The sequence below is a fragment of the Nocardiopsis sp. JB363 genome, assembly GCF_900143625.1.
GTDB lineage: Bacteria > Actinomycetota > Actinomycetes > Streptosporangiales > Streptosporangiaceae > Nocardiopsis.
In genome coordinates this window covers 13,871-37,247 of sequence record NZ_FRFF01000103.1, presented here as the reverse complement: position 1 = coordinate 37,247, position 23,377 = coordinate 13,871, and the positions used below count along the sequence as shown (strand labels likewise).

Genomic DNA, 23,377 nt, shown 5'->3' with positions numbered 1-23,377 from the left:
GACGCGTCCCCGGCCCCTTATTCGCGTGCCCCCGTCAGGTGTGCGCGGCGGCCACGAACCAGCCGGTCAGGGTCGCCGGGTGGGTGATCGCCGTGCCGACGACCACCGCGAAGGCGCCACGGCGCAACGCCTCGGTGACCTGTTCGGGTCGGTGGACGCGTCCCTCGGCCAGGACCGGCACGTCCAAGGCTCCGGAGAGGCTCTCCACCAGGTCCAGGTCGGGCCCCTCCCCACGGGTCGTGGTGGGGGTGTAGCCGGACAGGGTGGTGCCCACCAGGTCCGCCCCCGCCGCCACCGCGGCGACGCCCTCCTCGTGCGTCGCGACGTCGGCCATGACCATCCGGCCCGTCTCCTCGTGCACCGCGCGGACGATGTCGGCGGTGGTGCTCCCGTCCGGCCGCGGACGGCCGGTCGCGTCGATCGCCACGATGTCGGCGCCGGCGCGCGCCACCTCCAGCGCCAGGCCCAGGGTCGGGGTGATCACGACCCCGGTCGAACCCTCCTTGACCAGTCCGATCAGCGGCAGGTCGGTGGCCGTCCGGATCCGGGCCAGGTCGGCGAGCCCTTGGGCCCGGATCCCCACCGCGCCACCATCGTGCGCGGACCGCGCCACCCGGGCCATCGTGTCCGGGTCGCGCATGGGTTCCCCCGGGTAGGCCTGGCAGGAGACCACCACCCCCGATCGGAGTCGCTCCAGCACGTTCGTCATCGTCGTTCCTCCCACGTCGTCTTCTCCACTTCCCGCCACGCCAGGTGGGCGGCGCCGAGAAGGGCGGCGTCCGCTCCCAGTGCCGCGGGGACCACCGGGAGTCCTCGCAGCGCCGGGACCAGGCCGCGTTCGGTCTCCTCGGTCAGCGCCGACCACCAGTCGGGTCCCGCGCCGGCGACGCCGCCCCCGACCACGATCACGTCGGGGTCGAACACGTTGGCCAGGCCGGCCAGCGCCGACCCCAGGGCAGTGGCCCCGTCGACCAGTACGGAGCGGGCCACCGGGTCACGGTCCGCCAGCGCCACGACCTCCTCCAGGCGCGTCACGGCGCCACCACCGCGTTCGGTGTACTCGGCGACCAGGGCGGGACCGGAGGCGACCGACTCGACGTGGCCCTCGGCGCCGCACGGGCAGTGACGGCCGGCCGCGGCGGCCACGGGCACGTGTCCGGCGTGACCGGCGGCCGCGCGGGCCCCGCTGTGGATCCGTCCTTCGCACAGCAGGGCACCGCCGACCCCGGTGCCGACGGCCACCAACAGGACCGTCGAACCTCCCCGGGCCGCGCCCCAGAGGTACTCCCCCAGGGCGTGGGCATGGACGTCGTTGGCCACGGCCACCGGTGCTCCCAGTTCCGTGGTCAGGTGTCCGCGGAGGTCGGTGCCGGCCCACCCCGGGAGGGCGTCCGTGGCCGAACGCACCAGTCCGGTGTCGGGGTCGACGACCCCGGCGCTGCCGACACCGACCCCGACGACCTCGTGGCCGACGCCCACTTCACGGGCCAGCTCGACCGCGTTGTCGAGCACAGCCCGAGCCCCCCGCGCGGCCGGGGTGGGGCGCTTGGCGCGGGTGAGAACGGCCCCGTCGGCGGTGACCGTGGCCGCCGCGGTCTTGGTGCCCCCGATGTCCAGGGCCACGGCGACCCGGTTCACAGCAGCTCGACCTCCTCCAGGACCGCGCGCACGCGCCAGGTCTCCTCGTCGGTGAAGGGACGCATCGGAGGCGCCGGCACGGCGTTGTCGATGACGCCGAGGAGGGCGAGCGCGCACTTGAACGCTCCGAGCCCGGCGGTGGATCCACCCGCGGTGGCGGGGTCGGCGGCGCGGACGATGCGGAACAGCCTGATCAGGCGTTCCTGCTCGCGTCGGGCGGTCTCCCAGTCGCCGGCGAGGCAGGCCGCCATCAGCCGCACGTACCCGGCGGGGTCGACGTTGCCCAGCCCGGGGACCGCACCGTCGGCTCCCATGAGCATCATGGCGTCGACCACGGCCTCGTGCCCGGTGAGCACGGAGAAACCGGGGATCTCCCGACTGCCGATCACCAGGTCGCGAAGGCCCGGGTCGTCCCCGCTGGAGTCCTTGACCCCGTCGACCACCCCGTCGGCGGCCAGCTGGAGGACCTCGTCCGCGGACAGCTTGCTGTGCACCGACACCGGGACGTCGTAGGCGAGGATCGGCAGTTCGGTCCGTGACCGCACCATCCGGAAGTGGCGGTCCACCTCGGTGGGGTGCGTACGCGTGTAGAAGGGCGCGGTCACGACCAGGGCGTCGGCCCCCTGCTTGGCAGCGGCGTCGGCCCGTTCCACGACCCTGTTGGTCGTGGTCTCGATGCACCCGGCCATGACCGGGACTCGTCCCGACACCGCGCCGACGACCGTGTCCAGGACGGTGTCGCGCTGGGCGTCGGTCAGGTACGCGGACTCACCGGAGCTGCCCAGGGCGAAGATCCCGGACACCCCCGCGGTGAGCAGGGAGCCGACCAGCCGCTCCAGCGACACGGTGTCGACCTCGCCGTTCGTGTCCAGGGGGGTCACGATCGGCGGGACCACGCCCGTGTACTTAGGCGTGCGCTGACTCATGCGGTGCTCCTCGCGTTCGATTCGGGGTGGACGCAGTTCCATGTGTGTCCGTTGTCGGAGTCGCCGGCCGGGAACGTCTCGGCGCAGGCGTCGGTCGCCTTCCAGCAGCGGGTGCGGAAGGGACAGCCGGTGGGCGGTGCGGTGGCGGAGGGTACGGGCCCGCGCAGGATGATCCGTTCCGAGCGCCGCATCAGGCTCGGTGTGGCGGAGAACAGGGCGCGGGTGTAGGGGTGGCGGGGTTCGGCCACGATCTGCGCGGCGGGCCCCTCCTCGACGATCCGTCCGAGGTACATCACGGCGATCCGGTCGGCGAGGTGGCGGACGGTCTGGATGTCGTGGGACACGAACACCATGCCCAGGCCCAGGCGGGACCTGAGGTCGACGAGCAGGTTGAGCACCTGTGCGCGGACGGACACGTCCAGGGCACTGGTCGGTTCGTCGGCGACCACCACGTCCGGTTGCAGGGCCAGTGCGCGGGCCACGGCGACGCGCTGTCGTTGGCCTCCCGACAGCTGGGCCGGGACGGCGTCGCCCACGTGTCCGGGCAGGCCGACCAGATCGATGAGTTCGTCGACGCGCGCCTCACGTTCGCCGGAGGTGCCTCGGCGGTGGACGTCGAGCGGGTCCCGCAGGATCCCGCGGACCGACATGCGCGGGTTGAGCGCGGTCGAGGGGTCTTGGAAGACCACGCCCATCGCCGAACCGAACTCCCGTCTGCGGCGTGAGGTGGGCATCGCCCACAGGTCCTCGCCACGGAAACGGACGGTTCCGTGGGTGGGACGTTGTAGTCCGGTGGCCACCTTGGCCAGGGTCGACTTCCCACAGCCGGACTCACCGACGATGCCCAGGACCTCGCCTCGCGCGATGGTCGCGGTGGCCTCGGTCAGGGCGTGGACACGGTCACGGCGGAACATCCCCCCGGTGCGGGCGGTGTGGACGACGTGCACCCCGTCGAGTTCCACGATCGGTTCGGTCACAGCAGGACCCCCTTCGACGCCGGCGCGGGATGCAGGCAGGCGTACTCGTGGCCGGGACCGTCGACGGTCAGGGCGGGTGGTGTGGTCAGGCAGTCGGGGGTGACGGCGGCGCAGCGTCCGGCGAAGCGGCAGCCCGCTCCGAAGTCCTGTGCGGCGGGCACGACCCCGGGGATCTGGTGGAGGCGTTCGGCCCCGGCCTCCAGGGACAGGACCGAGCCGAGCATCCCCCGCGCGTAGTGGTGGCGTGGCCGGGTGAGCAGGTCGCGGACGGGCCCGATCTCGGCGAGCTGGCCCGCGTACATGACGGCGACACGGTGGGACATCTCCGCGACCAGGGCGAGGTCGTGCGAGACCAGCACCATCGCGAAGCCGAGTTCGTCCCTGAGGCGCCCGAGCAGTTCCACCACCTGGGCCTGGACGGTGACGTCCAGGGCCGTGGTCGGCTCGTCGGCGATGAGCAGCCGCGGCTTGCGGGAGAGCGCCATGGCGATGAGCACGCGTTGGCGTTGTCCGCCGGAGAGTTCGTGCGGGTAGCTGCGCATGGTGCGGTCGGGGCTGAGCCCGACCAGGTCCAGGAGTTCGGCCGGACTCTGGTCGCCACCGCGGCGGGTGAGCTGGCGCAGCTGGGTGCCGACCAGGACCGAGGGGTTCAGGGACGACATGGCGTCCTGGTAGACCATCGCCAGTTCGGGCCCGGAGTAGGAGCGCCGTTCCCTCGGGGAGAGGGGCAGCAGGTCCTTCCCGTCGTAGAGGATGCTGCCCTCCACCTGGGCCTGGCGGGGCAGGAGGCCCATCAGGGCGAGGCTGGTGAGGCTCTTGCCGCAGCCGGACTCGCCGACCAGGCCGAGGGTCTCTCCGGCGCGGACGTCGAAGGAGAGCCCGTCGACCACGGACACGTCGCCGTGGCTTCCGGGGAACCCGATGCGCAGGTCGCGCACGGAAAGCAGCGTGGGCGCGTCCTCGGCGACCGGCGGTACCGCGTCGTCTCGTTCCTGGACGACCGTGGCGAGGCGGGCCAGGACCTCCGTCCGGTCGTCGTCCTCGGCGGGGACGTCGGCGGTGGCCTGGGCGGCCTCGGTGTCGGTGCCTCCGCTGCGCACCGCGGCCTTGGGCGCGGCCCAGGCGTCGGTGAGTCCTTCGGAGAGGATGTTCAGGGCCAGCACCGTGAGCAGGATGGCCAGGCCGGGGAAGAAGGTGGCCCACCAGCCGCCGGACAGCAGGAGCTGACGCCCGTAGGAGATGACGTTGCCCCAGCTGGGCAAGGGGTCCTGGATGCCGGCGCCGATGAAGGCCAGGCTGGCCTCGTAGACGATCGCGTCGGCCACCAGGATGGTCGTGAACACCATGACCGGCGCCGCGCAGTTGATCGCGACGTGCTTGATCAGCACGTAGTGGCGGCGGGCCCCGATCAGGCGTTCGGCGGCGACGTAGTCCTCGCCGTACTGGGTCAGGACGTTGGCGCGTACGACCCTGGCCAGCGAGGGCACGTAGATGATCGCGATGGCGAAGACGAGGACGGGGATGCCACTGCCGAAGACCGCGACCAGCACGGCGGCCAGGGCGATCCCGGGGAACGCCATGAGCACGTCCAGCACGCGCATGATCGACTCGTCGATGATCTTGTGGGAGGTGGCGGCGATACCGCCGAGCACCCCGCCCACGAGCAGGGCCAGCAGGGTGGACCCGATGCCGATCAGCAGGGAGTACCGCGCCCCGTGCACGACCCGGGAGAGGACGTCGCGTCCGGCCCGGTCGGTACCGAACCAGTGGTCGGGTCCGGGTGGTTGGGCCGGAGCGCCCGTGGCCAGTGGGTTCTGGACGAACAGGGGTGCGGCGATCGCGATGACGCAGATCGCCAGCATCACCACGAGGGAGACCCTCGCGGCGAGGGACAGGCGGCTTTTCCTGGAGGGCTTGGAGAGCCCGGTCAGGCGGTCCGCGAGTCGTGGGCGCACGTGATCACACCTCTCGGATCCGTGGGTTGACGACGACGTAGAGCAGGTCGATCACGAGGTTGACGACCAACAGGGCGACGGCGACCGTGAGTACGGCGCCTTGAACGAGGGCGACGTCGGCGTTGGTCACCCCCGTGAGCAGGAGTTGGCCCATGCCGGGCAGGTCGAAGATGGTCTCGATGACCACCGCGCCACCGAGCGCGTAGCCGAACCGCCACCCCAGCACCGTCAACGGTGTGATCAGCGCGTTGCGCAGGGCGCTCCGCAGCACCAGCCACCGGGGCAGGCCGTTCCCGGTCGCGGTGCGGACGTAGTCGCGGTCGAGTTCCTCCACCATCGAGGTGCGCACCAGCCGTGAGAGCTGCGCGCCGATGGGGATCGCCACCGCGATGGTCGGCAGGGTCATGGTCATGACCCAACCGGAGAAGGAGTCGACCGGCGCGGTGTAGCCACCGGTGGGCAGGAGCCCGAGTCCCAGAGAGAACTGCTGGATGAGCAGGATCGCCAACCAGAACGGCGGGAGCGCCACGCAGGTGATGGACAGGACACGGGTGACCTGGTCGGGCCAGCGGTCCCGCCACAGGGCGCCGGTGAGCCCCATGACCAGGGCGAACACGATCGCGCCGCCCATACCCGTCATGGTGAGTTCCAGGGTGAGCGGGAAGGACTCCGCGATCCGGTCGACCACCGGGGTGGCCGGGGGCGCGGTCATCCCCAGGTCGCCCTGGAGCGCCCGCACGAGGAAGTCGATGTAACGGACGGGTAGTGGCTGATCGAGTCCGTGTTCCGCGGCGTAGGCGGCACGGGCCTCCTCGCTGGCGCCGACGCCCAGGGCGTTGTAGGCGGGATCGTTCGGTGAGAACTGAAGGATCACGAAGACCAGCAGGGAGACGCCCAGGAGCATCACCGGTAGGACCAGTGCTCTGCGCAGGGCGAGGCGCATGAAGACGCGCATCGGGGTTTCTCTCCTCGTGGAGCGGGCAGGGGCCGGATCCGATCGGGTGGATCCGGCCCCGGGGTCGAGGTCAGGCCGGGCCGACGTCCAGGAAGGACAAGCCGGTGGTGTTGATCGGCCGGAACCCTTCCAGCGCGTCGTCGTTCCAAGCGGTGGTCAGCTTGCGGTGCAGGATCGGGTAGAGGGGCACCTCATCGGCGATGAGGTCGATCGTCTCCGCCCACAGGTCGGCGCGCGCCGCCTCGTCGCCGGTCCGGACGGCCTCGTCGAGGAGTTCGAGGACCTGGTCGGCCTCTTCGGTGTCGGACCAGTAGTAGTAGCTCGTCGGCCACTGACCGTCGTAGAACCAGCGCAGCAGCAGGTCGACGTCGTTGCCGAAGACGGACGGGTCACCGGGGGCGACCATGGCGCGGAACTTGCCGCTCTCGACCTTGTTGGCGTACTGACCGCCCGACTCACCGATGTCGAGGGTGGTGGTCACGCCCACCGCGTCCCAGCTCTCCTTGATGAGCGGGACCACGTCCTTGACCCAGCCGGTGTTGGTGGCGACGAGTTCGATCTCCAGTCCCTCGACCCCCGCCTCCGCCAACAGTTCCCGGGCCCGGTCGGGGTCGTGCCGGTAGACCGTGGCCGCCTCCCGGTAGTCGGGGTGCGTCTCGGGCAGGAACCCGGTGGCCGCCGACGCGCCGCCCAGCATCGCGGTCTCGATGATCTTGTCGTGGTCGATGGCGTAGTGCAGGGCCTGGCGGACCCGCTTGTCGTCGAAGGGCTTCTCGGCGCAGTGGAACATGAGGAACAGCAGGCCGAACGACTGCTCCTGCTCGACGGTCGAGGTGCCCTCCAACGCGTCGGCGTCGAGGTAGGGCACGTCCTCGATCACGCTGACCCGGCCGGACTGGAGCGCGGTGACGCGGGCGCTGGGGTCGTCCAGCAGCATCCACACCATCTCCTCGGCGAGTGCCTCGCGCGGGCCGTTGTAGGCCTCCCACCGCTCGAAGGTGATGCTGTCCGAGGCGGTCGCCGACACCAGCTTGTAGGGGCCGGAGCCGACGGGCGCGGAGTCGAACGCCTGCTGGTCAGCCTCCACGAGAGCCTTGGGCACGATCTTGATGATGCCGAGCCGTTCGACCGCGAGCGCGAAGGGGTGCTTGAGGACGATCTCCACGGTGCTCTCGTCGACCTCCGTCACCTCCTCGACGAAGGAGATGAACTGTGCCATCAGCGAGTTGTTCTCGGGGTCGAGCACCCGCTCGAAGCTGTAGACCACGTCCTCGGCCGCGACGGGGTCCCCGTTGTGGAAGGCCGCCTCCTCCCGGAGGGTGACGCGCAGGGTCGTGTCGTCGACCTGTTCGGGCATGTCGGCGGCGAGCGCGGCGTAGGGCTCTCGGGTCACCGGGTCCAGGTCGACCAAGGCCTCGAAGATGTGCAGGTTGGCGGCCTGGGGCAGGGCTCCGGTCGCGGTCATGGGGTCGAAACCGGTGGAGAGCGTGTAGGACAGGCCGGCCTCGATGCGATTCGAGGAGCCCCCGCCTCCTCCCCCCGAGGAAGCACCGCAGGCGCTGAGCGAACCGGCCAGGGCCGCGGCGGCGCCTGTGGCACCGACCAAATGGAGAAAGTTCCGGCGCTCCATGGCACCGGGGTCGAAGAGGGACACGAGCACTCCTTGTCGGGGGGGGGGAAGAACAGACCTCGGGGGACCGGCATATGACGTCTGATGTCCGATGCCTGTAGGGTGTGACTCTAAGCACCAAACAGGAAAGGGGTCAATACGTTGACCGAGGAATTGACCAAGCCGGCCCCCCGGAACACTCTGCGCGGTCATGAGGTTACGGAGCAGATCAAGAACTTCATCCTTCGCAACGGCCTGACCCCCGGCGACCCGCTGCCCACCGAGACCGAACTGTGCTCCGAGCTCGGCGCGAGCCGCTCCAGCGTCCGCGAGGCCATAAAACGCCTCAGTGCCCTGGACATAGTCGAGGTCCGACACGGACACGGCACCTACGTGGGGCGGCTGTCGCTCAACTCCCTGGTCGAAAGCCTGACCTTTCGTGGCCGCCTGAGCAGCGGAGACGACCTCGCGACCCTCTATGAACTGGTCACTGTTCGCAAGGTCCTCGAACAGGGTCTGGGCGGAGAGATCATCAAGGGGTACGACGAGGAACAGCACCAGAGTCTCGGGGACCTGGTCATCCGGATGGAGGAGGCCGCCGAACGCGGCGAGAGCTTCGTGGATGAGGACCGCGCGTTCCACCTGATGCTGCTGGCGCCCCTGGACAACCAGCTGGTCACCCAGCTCACCGGGGCCTTCTGGGACGTGCAGGCGGTCGTGGCTCCGCTGCTGCTCTCCACGGAGGAGGACGCCCGCGAGACCGCCGCCGCGCACCGGGCGATCATCGACGCCGCGCGCCAAGGGGACCTCTCCGAGTTCGTGGCGGCCGTGGCCGACCACTACGCCCCGATCCTCCATCTCCTCGAAAAACCCGCCACGACAGGGGTTGACCACGACACCCCCGACGCTTAACGTCCTAGACGTCTGATGTCCGATGCCTCCACCCCCTACCGGAGGCATCCATGAGAAAGCACGCGAGTCCCGTCGTCATGGCTGTGGGCCTGGCCGTCACCGCCGCCCTGGTCTCACCCGCCGCAGCCGATGACGCGCCCCCGGACCCCCACACGACCGCGGCCGAACCGATCATCGAGCGCGTCGACCTGGCCAGCGCGGGAGACGGCGCCCATACCTGGCGCATCCCCGCCCTCGAAGTGCTGGAGGACGGCACGCTGGTCGCCGCCTACGACCGACGCAACGACAACGCCTCCGACCTGCCCGGCGACCTCGACCTCATGGTCCGTCGCAGCCACGACAAGGGACGCACCTGGACCGAACCCCAGGTGGTCCTCGACTACGACGACGGCGTCGGCGCGGGCGACCCCAGCCTGCTCCTGGACCGTGAGACCGGCCGCCTGTTCATGTTCCACGCCCACGGCCCCGACGGGGTCGGGTTCTTCAACTCCGCCGACGGCAACTCCAACGACAGCCAGGACATCCTCCACACCGACTACTCCTACTCCGACGACGGCGGACAGACCTGGAAGACCCGGCGCATCACCGAGGACGTCAAGGACCCCTCCTGGTTCGGGATCTTCGCCTCGTCCGGCACCGGCATCCAGCTCTCCGACGGTCGCCTGGTCCAGCAGTACGCCTACGACTCCGGTGACGGGATCTACGCCGTGAGCGTCTACAGCGACGACCACGGGGAGACCTGGCAGGCCGGAGAACCCGTGGGACCGGGCATGGACGAGAACAAGACCGTGGAGCTGGCCGACGGTCGCGTCATGCTCAACAGCCGCACCCCCGAGGGCCCCTACCGCCTGATCGCCTACTCCGAGGACGGCGGCGAGACCTACGGCGACCCGGTCCCCGACCACGAACTGATCGACCCCACCAACAACGCCGGCCTGATCCGCTACGACGCCGACGCCGAGGAGGGCACGGACCGGGCGCACAAGCTCCTGTTCACCAACACCAGACACGAGAGCTCGCGGGAGAACCTGACGGTCAACATGTCCTGCGACGACGGTGAGACCTGGCCGGTGGCCAGGGCCATCGACCGCGGCGCGGCCGCCTACTCCACGATCGTGCCCCTGGGCAACGACGAGTTCGGTGTCCTCTACGAGCGCGGGGACGTCGAGCACATCACGTTCCTGCGATTCAACTCCGCCTGGTTGGAAGAGGACTGTTAGGGCATCCGAGCCTCACCTGGCCCCGCCCTCGGGACCTTCGGGACCCGGGGGCGGGTCATGGTGGCCATCACCAGCAGGCCCAGGGCCGAGGTGCCGAACAGCAGCGCGCCCATGGGCACGGCGGTGGTCTCGTCCAGCCCCACCAACGGCGCCACGACCGCGCCGATGAACATGGGCAGCGCGCCCAGCAGTGACCCGGCGCTGCCCGCCCGGTTCTCCTGGCCCTCCATCGCCAGCGCGAAGGAACCCGTCAGGACCATGCCCATGCAGGTCATGTAGACGAAGATCGGTACCACCAGCAGCGCCAACGGTCCCTGGAGGAGCGCGGCGGCCAGCACGATACCGGTGGCCGCGACGGCGGTGACCACGGCGACGTACAACAGGGACCGTTCACCGAAACGTTCACCGAGGCGGCCCACCGCGGCGCTGCCCAGGATGATCGCGATCCCGTTGATCCCGAACAGCACCCCGAACACCTGCGGGGACACTCCGTACAGGTCCTGGTAGACGAACGGAGTCCCGGCCACGTACGCGAAGCTGCCGCCGTGCAGCAGGCCGACGACGAGCGTGAACCCCAGGTAGCGGCGGTCCCGCAGCAGGGCGCCCATCGCGCTCAGGCTCCCGCGCAGGGTGCCGGGGATACGCCGTTCGGTCGGCAGGGTCTCGGGCAGCCGCGCGGCCACCACCGCCACGATCACCACGCCCACCAGGGCCAGCGTCCAGAAGATGGACCGCCAGTCGGTGAAGGATAGCCACAGCACACCGCCGCCCAGGATCGGCGCGACCATGGGCGCCACCGCGACGACCACCATGATCAGCGCGAAGAAGCGGGTGAGGGCGGGCCCGTCGAAGACGTCGCGTACGACCGCTCGCGACAACACCACGCCCGCGCTCGCCGTGAAGCCCTGCAAGAACCGGCCCAGCACCAGCATCGCCGTGTTCGGCGCGAGCGCGCACAGCGCCGAGGCCAGGACGAACAAGGCGACGCACACCAACAACGGGCCGCGCCGACCGCGGGCGTCGCTGACGGGGCCGATCACCACCTGGCCGACGGCGAGCCCGACCAGACAGGTGGTGAGGCTCAGCTGGACCTGGGAGGCGTTGGCGCCCAGGTCCGCGGAGATCTCCGGAAACGCCGGAAGGTACATGTCGATGTTGAGCGGGCCCAACACCGTGAGCAGGGCGAGCAGAAGGGCCAACCCGAGACGGGCGCGACCGGTCGGGTTGCGGAGCATCCGACCACCGTAACCGGGCCGGCCCGGGCGAGTCCCGGGCCGGTTCCCCGATCTGACACCGATCCGTCAGGTACGGGGCTCCTGCGCCTGGACGGCGGTGATGGCGACGGTGTTGACGATGTCGCGCACGGTGGCCCCGCGGGAGAGATCGTTGACGGGTTTGCGCAGCCCCTGCAGGACCGGACCGACGGCGACCGCGCCGGCGCTGCGCTGCACCCCCTTGTAGAGGGTGTTGCCGGTGTTGAGATCCGGTACGACGAACACGGTGGCGTGCCCGGCGACCCGGCTGTCGGGCAGTTTGGCCCGTGCCACGGCGGGGTCGATCGCCGCGTCGTACTGGATGGGCCCCTCCAATTCCAGGTCGGGGCGGGCCTCGCGGACCATTTCGGTGGCCTCCCGCACCTTCTCCACGTCGGCGCCGCCGCCGGAGGCACCGGTGGAGTAGGACAGCATCGCCACCCTCGGGTCGACCCCGAAGCGGGCCGCGGTGTCGGCCGAGCTCGCGGCGATCTCGGCGAGTTGTTCGGCGGTGGGGTCGGGCACCACGGCGCAGTCGCCGTAGACCAGCACCCGGTCGGCCAGGCACATGAAGAACACGCTGGAGACCAGGCCGGACCGCAGGATCTCGAAGGAGGGCCGGATGGTCTGCGCGGTGGTGTGCCGTGCGCCGGACACCATGCCGTCGGCCAGGCCGCAGTGCACCATCAGGGTGCCGAAGTAGGACACCTCCGCGACGGTGTCCCGGGCCAGCTCCACGGTGACGCCCTTGTGCGCGCGCAGCGAGGCGTACTCCCGGGCGAAGCGCTCCCGCAGCTCGGAGTGTTCGGGGTCGATGATGTCGACCCCGGTCAGATCCACGCCCAGCTCACCGGCCCGCGCCCTGATCTTGCGCGCGGGGCCCAAGAGGGTGAGGTCGACGACGTTCCGGCGCAGAAGCAGGTCGGCGGCGCGCAGCACTCGTTCGTCGGTGCCCTCGGGCAGGACGACCCGGCGGCGGTCGCCTCGGGCCCGTTCCAGGAGCGTGTGCTCGAACATGAGCGGAGTGACGGACTCGCTGCGGCTCACCCGCAGCCGGGCCAGGAGTTCCGGCCCGTCCAAGGCGGAACCGAAGGCCGCGACGGCCGACTCGACCTTCTTGTCCGGAAGCGGAGTGAGGCCGCCCCTGACCGAGGAGAGGCGGGTGGCGGCGGCGTAGGTGTCCAGGGACGTGGCGAGGACGGGCAAGCGCACGTTCATCCCGGTGAGGAGCCGCCAGACGGGTTCGGGCATCTCGGTGTCGCCGGTGAGCAGCACCCCGGCCAGGGAGGGGAAGTCGGGTGAGGAATGGGCGGCCACCAGGGCCGGCAGGAGGGAGCCCGCGCGGTCGGCGGAGAGCAGGACGAGCCGGTCGGCGCTCAACCGGTCCAGGAGTCCGGGCAGGGACATCGTCGCGATCTCCAGCCCGGAGGTGTCGCGGGTCAACCGGGCGCCCTCGCCGAACAGCAACCGGCCGTCGCAGGCGTCCTGTAGGTCGCGCACGGTGGGCGCGCCGATCCCGGGAACGTCGGGCAGGACGTAGGCGATCCCCTCCAGACGCTCGCGTAGTTCCGCCACCCGGCCGGGGGCCACCCCGTCGACGACGGTGGTGATCCGGGTGGCGTGTTCGCGGGCGAGTTCGGCCTGCACCACGGCGATCTCGCTGCGCACACCGGAGGCGTTCCGGCCCTCCCCCGACACCATCAGCAGGACGGGGACGCCGAGGTTGGCGGCGACCCGGGCGTTGAACGCGAACTCGGTGGGTGTGCCGACGTCGGTGTAGTCCGTGCCCACGACCACGACGGCGCTACGCCGGGCGGCCAACCTGGCGTAGGACGCGACGATCTCCGCCATCGCCTCCTCCGGAGCGGAGTGCACGCGCCGGTAGGAAACCCCCACGCAGTCCTCGTAGGGGTCGGTGATCTCGTACCGGCGGCGCAGGGTCTCCACCAGCGGGTCACGCCCGTGTTCGGCCACGATGGGCCGGAACACACCGATGGTGTCCACCGTCCCGGCGAGTAGTTCGGTCAGGCCGAGCGCGACGGTCCTCTTGTCGCTCTCGGCATCGCTGGAGGCGATGTAGACCCCGGTCATCGAAACCCCAATCTGTTCGGGGGCGGACGGATCGATGGGTGGCGGAAGGATGCGCGGGTCAGAAGAGCACGGACATGACCTCGCCGACCTGGCGGAAACCGACCCTGCCGTAGGTGGCTCGGGCCGGTGCGTTGAAGTCGTTGACGTACAGGGTCACCCGGGGCGCGATCTCGGCGAGGGCGTAGTTCACCACGGCGGCCATGCCCGCCCTGGAATGTCCTCGTCCACGCAGGTCCGGGTGGACCCACACGCCCTGTACCTGACAGGCGTGCCGGGTGACGGCGCCGATCTCGGCCTTGAACACGACCCGGCCGTCCTCGATGCGGGCGAAGGCGCGTCCGGTGCGCACGAGTTCCTCGACCCTGGCCCGGTAGAGCGCTCCTCCGCCACCGGCGTCCGGTGGGACGCCGACCTCCTCGGTGAACATCGCGACACAGGCCGGCACCAGGGTGTTGATCTCGCTGACGCGCACACGACGCACCAGCGGATCGGCGGGCACGGCCGGTGGTCCGTCGATCTCCAGGACGGGTTGGCTGGCACGGATCGTTCGGGCGGGTCCCCAGGCGGGCTCGACCTGCTGCCAGAAGTCGCTGACCGCCTCCACGGGACCGACGATCGAGGAACAGCGGCGACCGCGCCAACGGGCGTGATCGGCGAAGCTGCGAATGGCGGCCGGGCCGGCGTTGACCGGGACCAGGTTGGCGCCCGAATAGCAGAGCGCCGTCAGTCGGCCCCTCTCGACGTGCCCCCACACCTCGGCGCCGCCCACACCGGAGATCCCGGTGGTCATCAGGCGTGAGGCGACGAAGACGTTACCGACGGGGTCGGTGTCCAAGAGCGTTCGGACGGCCTCCCGGTCGCGTTCGCCCAGAATTCGAACCGGTGAGGTCCGCAGCATCGCATCTCCCCCATATCCCCGGTGACCGGGAACGGTCACCGGGCCAAAGACGAATTCGCGCCGGTTCCAGCCTATTCGACCGTTCCTTCGGACTCGCCCGGGTACTCCAAACCGATGGGTCCCAGTCGGTCCACGGGCGTGTGGGGCGCGGACTGGGCGCTGCGCGGTTCGGGTTCGGGGCGTGCGTCGCAGGTCAGGTCGGGGCCTTCGGTGCCGCGTTCGGGCAGGACTCCCTCGCGCAGGTAGTCGACGACGGCCTCGTCCACGCAGGTGTTGCCGGTGAGGGCGACCCCGTGGGTGATCCCACCGTCTTCGATGACCAGGGAGGAACCGGGCAGGCGCTCGCGCAGGGAGTACGCCCCCTCCACCGAGGTGGCGCCGTCGTCGGTGGCGTGCACGAGGAGCACGTCACCGTCGTAGGCCGGGTGTTCGTCGGGTCCGTCGCCGACCTGGAACCAGGGGGCGGACTCGCCGTCCCACGTGGCGCACGGCGCGTTGTACCAGATGTTGTGCCACCCCATGAAGGGCGCGTCCTCGTGCACCTGCCGGGCGTCGGCGTTCCAGGTCTCCCAGTCCTCGGGCCATGCGGCGTCGGTGCACTGGACGGCGAGGTAGCCACCGTACGCGGGGTCGCTGTCGGCGTCGTCGCCGTAGTTCTCGTGCAGTTCCACCAGAGGGGCGGGGTCGTCGTCCCGGATCTGCGCGGACAGGGCGGAGGCGACCGCGGACCAGGTTCCGCCGGTGTAGGCGACGACGATGACGGCGCCCTCCAGCTCGGTGGGCCCGACCGTGTCCTGGACGGGGTCCTCGCGCAGTGCGGAGCGCAGGTCGTAGTAGGCGTCGGCGACCGCGTCGCCGTCGGTGCCCAGTCCGTAGGTGTCGTCGTGTCGGGCCACCCAGTCGAAGAAGTTGTGGGCGGCGCGGTCCAGTGCCCGGCTCTGCGCCAGGTTGCTCTCGTACCAGGGGCTGTCCGGGTCGACGACGCTGTCCAGAACGAGGGCGCGGACGCTGTCGGGGTAGAGCGAACTGTAGACGGTGCCGAGGTAGCTGCCGTAGGAGTAGCCCAGGTAGTCGATCTGTTCCTGTCCCAGGGCCACGCGCATGGCGTCCATGTCGTGGGCGGTGTCCTCGGTGCGCATGTGGTCCAGGAGGGGGCCGGCATCCTCGGCGCAGGCGTCGGCGTAGGCCTCGGCGTCGACGCGCAGGGCCTGTTCCTCTTCGGCGTCGGCCGGGACGGTGTCCTTGCGGACCGGTGCGAAGAAGTCGGGGTCGCAGGTGACGTCGGGGGTGGAGGCGCCCATGCCGCGCGGGTCGAAGGCGACCACGTCGTAGACCTCGCGGAGTTCCTCGGGCATGCGCAGGTGGGTGCGCGAGGCCCACTGGCGGCCGGCGCTGCCGGGGCCGCCCGGGTTGACCAGTATGGTGTGTTCGGCGGTGCCGGTGGCGGGCACGCGGGAGAGCGCGATCTCGACGGTCTCGGCGAGGGCGCCGGGATCGGTGCTACCGGCCCGGTGGACCATCGGGACGGTGAGGGTGGCGCATTCGAGGGTCTCGTCCTCGACGGGGTCGAGGTCCTCGCACGGTTCCCAGTTCAGACTCGTCTCGGGGGCGGGTGCCTCTGGTGTGGTGGGTGTGGCGGCCTGGGCGGGGGACAGTGCGGTCAGTGCGGCCAAGAGCGCGCCGCCACCGCAGTAGGCGACCCATCGTGTACCCGTTCGTACCCGCAATCGTCCACCCCTCGCTCGCACCGCCTTGATCATTCACCGCATTCTCTCTGTTACCGAGCGTGACAACGGGAAGCGACACGGACCCCACCCGGGCACGCCGACGGTAAGATGTGCCCTGGTCGTTTCAGATGGTGACAAAGGGGCGCAATGCGGCTTGATCGTGTCGATGAGCGGATCATCGCGATACTCGGCGCGGACGCACGTATGAGCTTCGCCGAGATCGGCGGCGCGGTCGGGCTCAGCCCCTCCGCCGTCAAGCGCCGGGTGGACCGGCTGATCGAGTCGGGCGCCGTGCGCGGCTTCACGGTCGTGGTCGAACCCCAGGCGATCGGGTGGACCACCGAGGCGTTCATCGAGCTGTACTGCCGTGCCCGCACCTCCCCCACCGAGATCCGCAAGGGCCTCACCGGCTACGCGGAGATCACCTCCGCGTGCACCGTCACCGGTGAGGCCGACGCCCTGGTGCAGGTCCGCGCCCGCGACACCCACCACCTGGAAGAGGTCATCGAGCGCATCGGCGCCGAGCCCTTCGTGGTGCGCACCAAGAGCACGCTGGTGCTGTCCCGTCTGGTCGACCAGCCCATCCTCGCCGGCACCGCCGACCAGATCTAGGGGTCGGGTCAGAGCAGGTTGCGGCTGCCGGCCAGGGAATCGATCCACTGGTTCAGGTGGCCCGACCAGTCGCGCCCGGCGCCTTCGTGGTGGCTCACGCTGAAGCGGTGGTAGGTGTCGCGGCCCTCGGAGAAGAGCAGCCCCGGCTTCTTGTCCAGTTCCAGCACCACGTCGATGCCGTGCTCGTCGGTGACCAGGGACAGTTCCAGTTCGTTCAGACCCCGGTAGCGACGGGGAGAGCGGAACTCGATCTCCTGGTAGAAGGGCAGCCGCTGCCGGGTCCTCGCCAGGCGGCCGCGCTCCAGGTCGGCGTGCTTGAAGGTGAAACCGAGGGAGAACAGCGAGTCCAGGATGGCGGCCTGTGCGGGAAGGGGCTGCACGGCCACCGGGTCCAGATCCCCGGGGTCGACCGCCTTGGCCACGTGCAGGCGGGTGTTCACGCCGAGGTTCATGTGGTGCAGGTGACGGCCGCGGTGGGTGGTGACGGGGGTCTCCCACGGCACGAAGAGCTCGAAGGGCACCTCGAAGCGCTGCCCCGGAACCAGGGCCACGCCCTCGCCCAGGCGCACTCGGTGGAACTCCATGGCGCTGTCGACCGCTTGGTCACCGACCTCGGTCTCGACCCGGGCCTGGAGGCCGATGGTGAGTTGCTCCACCTTCTGCTCGACGTCACCGCCCTCGATGACGACGGTGCCCTGGAGGGAGCCGCCCGGAACCGTCACGGACGAATCCAGGGAGGTCTCCACCGAGGCCCCACCGAATCCGATACCGGCGAGCAGACGTTTGATGACCATGGGCACTTCCTCATCTTGGTGGGTAGGCGGTCGAGGGCATCGGGGGCCCCGGCCGCCCCGCAACTTATCGCAGGTGCCATCGAGTCCGAAAAGGGCCCCGGTCCGCGTTGTGGGGAACGCGGACCGGGGCCCTGTCGGTCAGGTGGCTTCGTGGGTCAGTCCTCGGGGAGGGCGACCGGGGCGAGCTCATCGAACAGGTCGCCCGGGCCCGGGTTGGTGGCGTCGGAGGCGCCACCGAAGTGGTGCATGACACCCCACACCGCGTTCAGGGCGGTCTGTACCGCGCCCTCGGCCCAACCCGCGGTCCAGGAGATGTCGTCACCCGCCAGGAACAGGCCGCGGTGACGCTCCTCCAGGTCGTCCTGGCGGAAGTGGGTGAACAGCCGACGCTGGTACCGGTAATGGCCGGGCAGGTTCGCCTTGAACGCGCCCATGAAGTAGGGCTCGTCCTCCCAGGAGATCGTGACGGGGTCACCGGTGATGTGCGAGCGGATGTCCACGCCCGGGTAGATCTTGCCCAGCGAGGCCAGCATGACCTCCAGGCGCTCGTTGGCCGACAACGGCAGCCACTTGAGCGAGTCGTCGCACCAGGTGTACGACATGCAGATCGCGGCGGGCCCCTCCGGGTCCTCGCCCTCCAGCAGGTAGGTGCCGCGGGTCATCCGGTCGGTGAGCGTCATGCTCATGACGTCCCGGCCGGTCTCGGGGTCCTTGTCCCGCCAGAACGCACGGTCCACCGGCACGAACAGCTTCGAGGACTCCATGTAGTGGGTCCGTTCGAGGGCGTTCCAGTGGTCGATAGGCAGCAGGTCCTCGTCGCAGTCGACCTTGGACAGCAGCGCCCAGGACTGCGCGGTGAACACCGCGGTCGGGTAGGTGCGGGTGGAGCCGGAGGCGTCGGTGACGGTGATGTTGCCGCCCGGCCGACCCTTGACGGCCGTGCGACGCAGCGCCGTCACCGCCGGAAGCGGACCGTCGCCGTGCAGCGAGGCCAGGGAGGTGCCCTCCGCCCAGTGCACGAGCTTGTCCGGGGCGTCCCCCCACAGGCGCAGCGGCAACCGGTCCACCCCGCCGACGATGCTCATGTGGTCGTCGTCGGCACCGGTGTAGGTGACCCGCAGGATCTCCAGGATGGAGTTGGGGAAGTCGGTGTCCCAACCGCCGGTACCGAAGCCCACCTGACCGAAGATCTCCCGCTTGCGGAACGAGGAGAAACCCGGGGACTGGCACAGGAACCCGTAGAAGGTCTGGTCGTCCAGCTTCTCCACGAGCCGGTTCCAGATCTCCTTCTGGGTGGCGACGTCGCGCTCGCGGATCGCCTTCTGCATGCGGGTGTGGTCGACGCTCTCCAGGGTCTCGTCCCAGGCACGGGCGACCTCGCGGTAGACCTCGGGCAGGTCGTCCAGATCGGTGGCGTAGTGCGTGCGGCCCTTGAGGTCGACGACGGTGCTCGACGTGGCCGGTGAGAGCGGGTTCGGGAAGGCACTGGTGTTCAGGCCCACCCGGTTCGCGTAGTGCCAGAACGCGGTGGAGGACGGCGGGAACCGCATCGCGCCCATCTCGGCGACCACGTCGTCGGGGGCACCGGGCAGGCGTTCGGTGCGCAGACGACCGCCGAGTCGGTCGGCCTCGTAGACCACCGGCTTCAGGCCCATCTTCATGAGCTCGTAGGCGGCGACGATGCCGGACAGCCCACCGCCGATCACGGCGACCTCGGTGCCGTGGTGTTCGGCGGGCACCTGACCCAACCCGGCGGGGTGGGCCAGGTAGGAGTCGTAGGCGAACGGGAAGTCGGGCCCGCACATGTTCAGGGGCCGCTCACCCTGCTGGGCGGCACCGGCGGACGTGGGCACGGCGGACGTCATGAAGGCCCTCCTTCACTGGGGCTGGGGTGTGAGGTGGTGTGGCGGTGTGGCGGGTTCAGCGGCCGTAGAGGTCGGTGCGGCGATCGCGCAGATAGAACGGTTCGGCGCGCGCCGCCTCGACGGCGGTCGGGTCGACGTCGCCGACCAGGAGTTCCTCGGTGGACCCGGCGCGCAACAGATCGGCGCCGTCCGGGCCGACCAGGGTGCTCAGTCCGACGTAGTCGAGGTCGCCCTCGGCGTCGCAGCGGTTCACGTAGGCCAGGTGGATCTGGTTCTCCATGGCCCGGGCCGGGACGAGGAGGGTGGCGACGGAGGTGGTGGGTGCCATCAGGGCGGTCGGCACGATCAGGAGGGTCGTACCGGCCATCGCGTGGGCTCGCACGATCTCGGGGAACTCCACGTCGTAGCAGACGATGAACCCGAGCCGGTGGCCGTCGAGATCGGCTTGGACGACGAGTTCCTCGCCCGGGTCGAACAGGTTCCGGTCCAGGTCTCCGAACAGGTGCGTCTTGCGGTAGAGCGCACGGGAGACCCCTTTGGCGTCCACTAGCCGCACCGCGTTGTGGACCCGGCCGTCGACGAGCTCGGCGAAGCCGTAGACCACGGCCACCCCGGCGTCGGTGGCGATCCGAGCCACCGCGTCGAAGAGGGGGCCGTCGGCGGGTTCGGCCAGTTCCCGGATCCTGCCACCGATGTTGTAGCCGGTCAGGGACATCTCCGGGGTCACGAGGAGGGTGGCGCCCTCCGCCGCGGCGGCGCGGGCGCTCTCCCGGAGCCGGGTGAGGGCGGAGTCGGTGTCGCCGCTGCGTCCGGTGCCCTGGTCGAGGGCCACCCGCAGTGGTTCCGGCATCGTCCGTCCTTCCTGGTGCGTCGTGTTCGGGCCTCGTCCACTCTAGGTGGAGGCGTGCGTCGGATCCGTGCGCCGAAACGGCGCCCTGTTGCGAGTTCAGAGGGTTCGGCGACGGATCCTTGCGTGGCCGGCCCGTCAGGCGCGTGTCTCGACCGTTTCCTCCGTCTCCAGCGCGGAGCGGCGCATGCTGTAGCCGAAGTAGATCACCAGTCCAACCGCCAACCAGGCACCGAAGGCGACCCACACGCTCAGCGACATGCTGAACATGAGGTAGGCGCAGGCCAGCACGCCCAGGATCGGGGTGACCGGGGCACCGGGCATACGGAAGGCGCGCTTGAGGTCGGGACGGTTCCGGCGCAGCACCAGGACGGCCACGTTGACCAGGGCGAAGGCGAACAGCGTGCCGATGGCGGTGGCGTCGGCGAGCGGGCCCAGCGGGATGAACGCGGCCAGCAACGCGATGAGCACCGAGGTGATGACGGTGTTGGCGCGCGGGGTGCCCTTGGCGTCGACCTTGGAGAAGGCCTTGGGGATCAGGCCGTCGCGCGACATCGCGTAGAGGATACGGGTCTGGCTGTACAGGACCACCAGCACGACGCTGGCCAGGGCCAGGACGGCGCCGGCGGCGAAGATGACCGCCCAGATCGGGGTTCCGGTGACGACGGTGAGGATGCCCGCGAGGGAGGTCCGCCCCTCGGCGAACTCGTTCCAGTTCAGGGCGCCCACGGCGCTGAACGCCACCAGGCAGTAGATCGCGGTGACCACGATCATCGAGAACATGATGGCGCGGGGCAGGTCACGCTGCGGGTTCTTGGCCTCCTCACTGGCGGTGGAGGCGGAGTCGAAACCGATGTAGGAGAAGAACAGGGTGGCGCCCGCGGCGGAGACACCGGCCATGCCCATGGGCATGAAGGGGGCGAAGTTGCCGTCCTGCACCGCGGTGACGGCGATGGCCACGAACATGACCAGCACGGCCACCTTGACGGCGACCATGGCTGCGTTGGCGCGGGTGCTCTCCCGGACCCCGGCGAGCAGGGCGAACATCGACAGCAGCACTACGATGGCGGCGGGAAGGTTGATCAGTCCGCCTTCGAGGGGACCGGTCAGGAATGCTCCCGGCATCGACAGCCCGGTGGTCAGCTGGAGCAGTTCGTCGATGTACTGCCCCCAGCCGACGCCGACGGCGGCCACGGAGACCCCGTAGGTGAGCATGAGGCACCAGCCGCACACCCAGGCCATGAACTCGCCCATGGTGGCGTAGGAGTACGAGTAGGCGGAGCCGGAGGCGGGGATCATCCCGGCCATCTCGGCGTAGGCCAGTGCGGAGAACAGCGCGGTGACGCCGGCCAGGACGAACGACAGGATGACGGCGGGGCCGGCGATCGGGACGGCCTCGCCGAGGACGACGAAGATGCCGGTGCCCAGGGTGGCGCCGATACCGATCATGGACAGCTGCCAGAAGCCCATCGTGCGGTGCAGTCCGTGCCCGCTCTCGGTCTCGGCCACCAGCTTCTCGACCGGCTTGCGTCTGGACAGACGCCGACCCAGCGTGGGCACGTCCGCGCTCACCCGCGCGGATGTCTTCTGGTCCACCACGAATTGACTCCTCATGCTCAGTGGGGCGGGCACGGCGGGGTCTGCGCCGTATCGAACCAACGGCGCCCCGAATGTGCCCCAGGCAACATTAATGGGGCTGCCTGAGTAACATGACCCACATTCATTGCGTTTGTCGGTTTAGAGCGTCGCGATCGTGCGTACCGGAGCAAGAAAACGCATCATGACGTGATGCATGCCACACAAGATGACACTGGGTCACCATTCCCGCATGACCTGCGATGACAGCGCGCACACGAAAGGGGGAGCGCGGTACGCGACCGCGCTCCCCCTTTCGAAAGTCTCGGGGAGGGTGTGACGTCAGCCGACGGACACGCTGGGCTCGCCCTCGGCTCCGGTCTCGCCCATCTCCTCGGCGATGCGCATGGCCTCCTCGATGAGCGTCTCCACGATCTGGGACTCGGGGACGGTCTTGATGACCTCGCCCTTCACGAAGATCTGGCCCTTGCCGTTGCCGGAGGCCACACCCAGGTCGGCGTCGCGCGCCTCACCCGGACCGTTGACGACACAGCCCATGACGGCCACGCGCAGCGGCACCTCCATGCCCTCCAGGCCGGCGGTGACCTCCTCGGCGAGCGTGTACACGTCCACCTGGGCACGGCCACAGCTCGGGCAGGACACGATCTCCAGGCCCCGCTCACGCAGGCCCAACGACTCCAGGATCTGGTTGCCGACCTTGACCTCCTCGGCCGGCGGCGCGGAGAGGGACACGCGGATGGTGTCGCCGATGCCTTCCGACAGCAGCGCGCCGAAGGCCACCGAGGACTTGATGGTGCCCTGGAAGGCCGGACCGGCCTCGGTGACACCCAGGTGCAACGGGTAGTCGCAGGACTCCGACAGCAAACGGTAGGCGTTGACCATCACGACCGGGTCGTTGTGCTTGACCGAGATCTTGATGTCACGGAAGCCGTGCTCCTCGAACAGGGAGCACTCCCACAGCGCCGACTCCACCAGGGCTTCGGGGGTGGCCTTGCCGTACTTGGCCAGCAGACGCTTGTCGAGGGATCCGGCGTTGACACCGATGCGGATCGGGGTGCCGGCCTCACTCGCGGCCTTGGCGATCTCGGCGACCTTGTCGTCGAACTTCTTGATGTTGCCCGGGTTGACGCGCACCGCCGCGCAGCCCGCGTCGATGGCCGCGAACACGTACTTGGGTTGGAAGTGGATGTCCGCGATCACCGGGATCTGCGACTTCTTGGCGATGATCGGCAGCGCGTCGGCGTCGTCGTTGGTGGGCACGGCCACACGGACGATCTGGCAGCCGGAGGCGGTGAGCTCGGCGATCTGCTGCAGGGTCGCGTTGATGTCGGAGGTGCGGGTTGTCGTCATCGACTGCACGGACACCGGGGCGTCCCCGCCCACGGGGACGTTCCCGACCATGATCTGCCGCGTCTTGCGGCGCGTGGCCATGGGACGCGGAGGACTGACGGGGATACCGAGATCGACGGTCACGCTTGATTCACCTCGTCTGCCACCGGCAA

The 23,377-nt window shown here is 70.0% G+C and carries 19 protein-coding genes; 3 read left to right on the top strand and 16 right to left on the bottom strand.

All coding sequences use genetic code 11. The features are described 5' to 3' along the window. Positions 1-34 precede the first annotated feature (34 nt). From BQ8420_RS15330 to BQ8420_RS15300, 7 genes are all read right to left on the bottom strand, one after another. Entirely contained in the window at positions 35-709 is a 675-nt protein-coding gene (locus tag BQ8420_RS15330; protein WP_087099683.1) for an N-acetylmannosamine-6-phosphate 2-epimerase, read from the bottom strand. After that, on the bottom strand, positions 706-1,638 hold the full coding sequence (locus tag BQ8420_RS15325) for an ROK family protein (protein ID WP_087099681.1): 933 nt from the start codon (positions 1,636-1,638) through the stop codon (positions 706-708). The genes BQ8420_RS15330 and BQ8420_RS15325 overlap by 4 nt, the downstream gene beginning before the upstream one ends. Then, on the bottom strand, positions 1,635-2,564 hold the full coding sequence (locus BQ8420_RS15320; protein WP_087099679.1) for a dihydrodipicolinate synthase family protein: 930 nt from the start codon (positions 2,562-2,564) through the stop codon (positions 1,635-1,637). Before BQ8420_RS15320 ends, BQ8420_RS15325 begins: the two co-directional genes overlap by 4 nt. Continuing rightward, positions 2,561-3,541, bottom strand: a complete 981-nt coding sequence (locus BQ8420_RS15315; protein WP_200815950.1) for an ABC transporter ATP-binding protein — start codon at positions 3,539-3,541, stop codon at positions 2,561-2,563. Before BQ8420_RS15315 ends, BQ8420_RS15320 begins: the two co-directional genes overlap by 4 nt. Next, a complete protein-coding gene (locus BQ8420_RS15310) occupies positions 3,538-5,496 on the bottom strand; it encodes a dipeptide/oligopeptide/nickel ABC transporter permease/ATP-binding protein (RefSeq protein WP_087099677.1) in 1,959 nt (652 codons plus the stop codon). The genes BQ8420_RS15315 and BQ8420_RS15310 overlap by 4 nt, the downstream gene beginning before the upstream one ends. Positions 5,497-5,500: 4 nt before the next feature. After that, a complete protein-coding gene (locus BQ8420_RS15305; RefSeq protein WP_087099675.1) occupies positions 5,501-6,451 on the bottom strand; it encodes an ABC transporter permease in 951 nt (316 codons plus the stop codon). 70 nt (positions 6,452-6,521) lie between these two features. Beyond that, positions 6,522-8,105 (bottom strand): ABC transporter substrate-binding protein, encoded by a 1,584-nt coding sequence (locus BQ8420_RS15300; protein ID WP_235006234.1) that lies wholly within the window; start codon positions 8,103-8,105, stop codon positions 6,522-6,524. A gap of 117 nt (positions 8,106-8,222) precedes the next feature. On the opposite strand from BQ8420_RS15300, the gene BQ8420_RS15295 reads away from it, so the two are divergent. Further along, positions 8,223-8,972 carry a FadR/GntR family transcriptional regulator gene (locus BQ8420_RS15295; protein ID WP_087099673.1) on the top strand — a complete coding sequence of 250 codons (750 nt, stop codon included), beginning with the start codon at positions 8,223-8,225 and terminating at the stop codon, positions 8,970-8,972. Positions 8,973-9,022: 50 nt separating this feature from the next. Continuing rightward, a complete protein-coding gene (locus tag BQ8420_RS15290; RefSeq protein WP_235006233.1) occupies positions 9,023-10,192 on the top strand; it encodes an exo-alpha-sialidase in 1,170 nt (389 codons plus the stop codon). Here the strand turns inward: BQ8420_RS15290 and BQ8420_RS15285 are convergent. The 4 genes from BQ8420_RS15285 to BQ8420_RS15270 all read right to left on the bottom strand — a co-directional run bounded on the left by BQ8420_RS15285 (position 10,189) and on the right by BQ8420_RS15270 (position 16,161). Then, positions 10,189-11,427 (bottom strand): Bcr/CflA family efflux MFS transporter, encoded by a 1,239-nt coding sequence (locus BQ8420_RS15285; RefSeq protein ID WP_087099669.1) that lies wholly within the window; start codon positions 11,425-11,427, stop codon positions 10,189-10,191. The genes BQ8420_RS15290 and BQ8420_RS15285 overlap by 4 nt on opposite strands. Before the next feature lie 66 nt (positions 11,428-11,493). Then, a complete protein-coding gene (gene pta, locus BQ8420_RS15280; RefSeq protein WP_087099667.1) occupies positions 11,494-13,536 on the bottom strand; it encodes a phosphate acetyltransferase in 2,043 nt (680 codons plus the stop codon). A 58-nt stretch (positions 13,537-13,594) separates the two neighbouring features. After that, a complete protein-coding gene (locus BQ8420_RS15275; protein WP_087099665.1) occupies positions 13,595-14,434 on the bottom strand; it encodes a GNAT family N-acetyltransferase in 840 nt (279 codons plus the stop codon). A 71-nt stretch (positions 14,435-14,505) separates the two neighbouring features. Continuing rightward, the gene (locus BQ8420_RS15270; RefSeq protein ID WP_087099662.1) at positions 14,506-16,161 is read right to left on the bottom strand and encodes an alpha/beta fold hydrolase; all 1,656 of its coding nucleotides are present in this window, start codon (positions 16,159-16,161) and stop codon (positions 14,506-14,508) included. A 147-nt stretch (positions 16,162-16,308) separates the two neighbouring features. On the opposite strand from BQ8420_RS15270, the gene BQ8420_RS15265 reads away from it, so the two are divergent. After that, a complete protein-coding gene (locus BQ8420_RS15265) occupies positions 16,309-16,773 on the top strand; it encodes an Lrp/AsnC family transcriptional regulator (RefSeq protein WP_087099660.1) in 465 nt (154 codons plus the stop codon). An 8-nt stretch (positions 16,774-16,781) separates the two neighbouring features. Here BQ8420_RS15265 and BQ8420_RS15260 read toward each other — a convergent pair whose 3' ends face one another. The 5 genes from BQ8420_RS15260 to ispG form a co-directional block, all read right to left on the bottom strand. Further along, complete coding sequence (locus BQ8420_RS15260; protein WP_087099658.1) at positions 16,782-17,567, bottom strand: sporulation protein; 786 nt, start codon at positions 17,565-17,567, stop codon at positions 16,782-16,784. Positions 17,568-17,722: 155 nt separating this feature from the next. Further along, the gene (locus BQ8420_RS15255; RefSeq protein ID WP_087099656.1) at positions 17,723-19,432 is read right to left on the bottom strand and encodes an NAD(P)/FAD-dependent oxidoreductase; all 1,710 of its coding nucleotides are present in this window, start codon (positions 19,430-19,432) and stop codon (positions 17,723-17,725) included. A 55-nt stretch (positions 19,433-19,487) separates the two neighbouring features. Then, positions 19,488-20,282 carry a carbon-nitrogen hydrolase family protein gene (locus tag BQ8420_RS15250; protein WP_087099654.1) on the bottom strand — a complete coding sequence of 265 codons (795 nt, stop codon included), beginning with the start codon at positions 20,280-20,282 and terminating at the stop codon, positions 19,488-19,490. Positions 20,283-20,417: 135 nt separating this feature from the next. Next, positions 20,418-21,878: an amino acid permease gene (locus tag BQ8420_RS15245; protein ID WP_087099652.1), complete on the bottom strand. Its 1,461-nt coding sequence runs from the start codon at positions 21,876-21,878 to the stop codon at positions 20,418-20,420. A gap of 318 nt (positions 21,879-22,196) precedes the next feature. Next, entirely contained in the window at positions 22,197-23,348 is a 1,152-nt protein-coding gene (gene ispG, locus BQ8420_RS15240; protein ID WP_087099650.1) for a flavodoxin-dependent (E)-4-hydroxy-3-methylbut-2-enyl-diphosphate synthase, read from the bottom strand. Between the last annotated feature and the right edge of the window lie 29 nt (positions 23,349-23,377).

Excerpts from the sequence above, each read along its gene's own strand:
- BQ8420_RS15330 (WP_087099683.1), bottom strand. The coding sequence starts at position 709 with ATGACGAACGTGCTGGAGCGACTCCGATCGGGGGTGGTGGTCTCCTGC.
- BQ8420_RS15320 (WP_087099679.1), bottom strand. The coding sequence starts at position 2,564 with ATGAGTCAGCGCACGCCTAAGTACACGGGCGTGGTCCCGCCGATCGTG.
- BQ8420_RS15305 (WP_087099675.1), bottom strand. The coding sequence starts at position 6,451 with ATGCGCGTCTTCATGCGCCTCGCCCTGCGCAGAGCACTGGTCCTACCG.
- BQ8420_RS15290 (WP_235006233.1), top strand. The coding sequence starts at position 9,023 with ATGAGAAAGCACGCGAGTCCCGTCGTCATGGCTGTGGGCCTGGCCGTC.
- BQ8420_RS15285 (WP_087099669.1), bottom strand. The coding sequence starts at position 11,427 with ATGCTCCGCAACCCGACCGGTCGCGCCCGTCTCGGGTTGGCCCTTCTG.
- pta (WP_087099667.1), bottom strand. The coding sequence starts at position 13,536 with ATGACCGGGGTCTACATCGCCTCCAGCGATGCCGAGAGCGACAAGAGG.
- BQ8420_RS15275 (WP_087099665.1), bottom strand. The coding sequence starts at position 14,434 with ATGCTGCGGACCTCACCGGTTCGAATTCTGGGCGAACGCGACCGGGAG.
- BQ8420_RS15265 (WP_087099660.1), top strand. The coding sequence starts at position 16,309 with ATGCGGCTTGATCGTGTCGATGAGCGGATCATCGCGATACTCGGCGCG.
- BQ8420_RS15260 (WP_087099658.1), bottom strand. The coding sequence starts at position 17,567 with ATGGTCATCAAACGTCTGCTCGCCGGTATCGGATTCGGTGGGGCCTCG.
- BQ8420_RS15255 (WP_087099656.1), bottom strand. The coding sequence starts at position 19,432 with ATGACGTCCGCCGTGCCCACGTCCGCCGGTGCCGCCCAGCAGGGTGAG.
- BQ8420_RS15250 (WP_087099654.1), bottom strand. The coding sequence starts at position 20,282 with ATGCCGGAACCACTGCGGGTGGCCCTCGACCAGGGCACCGGACGCAGC.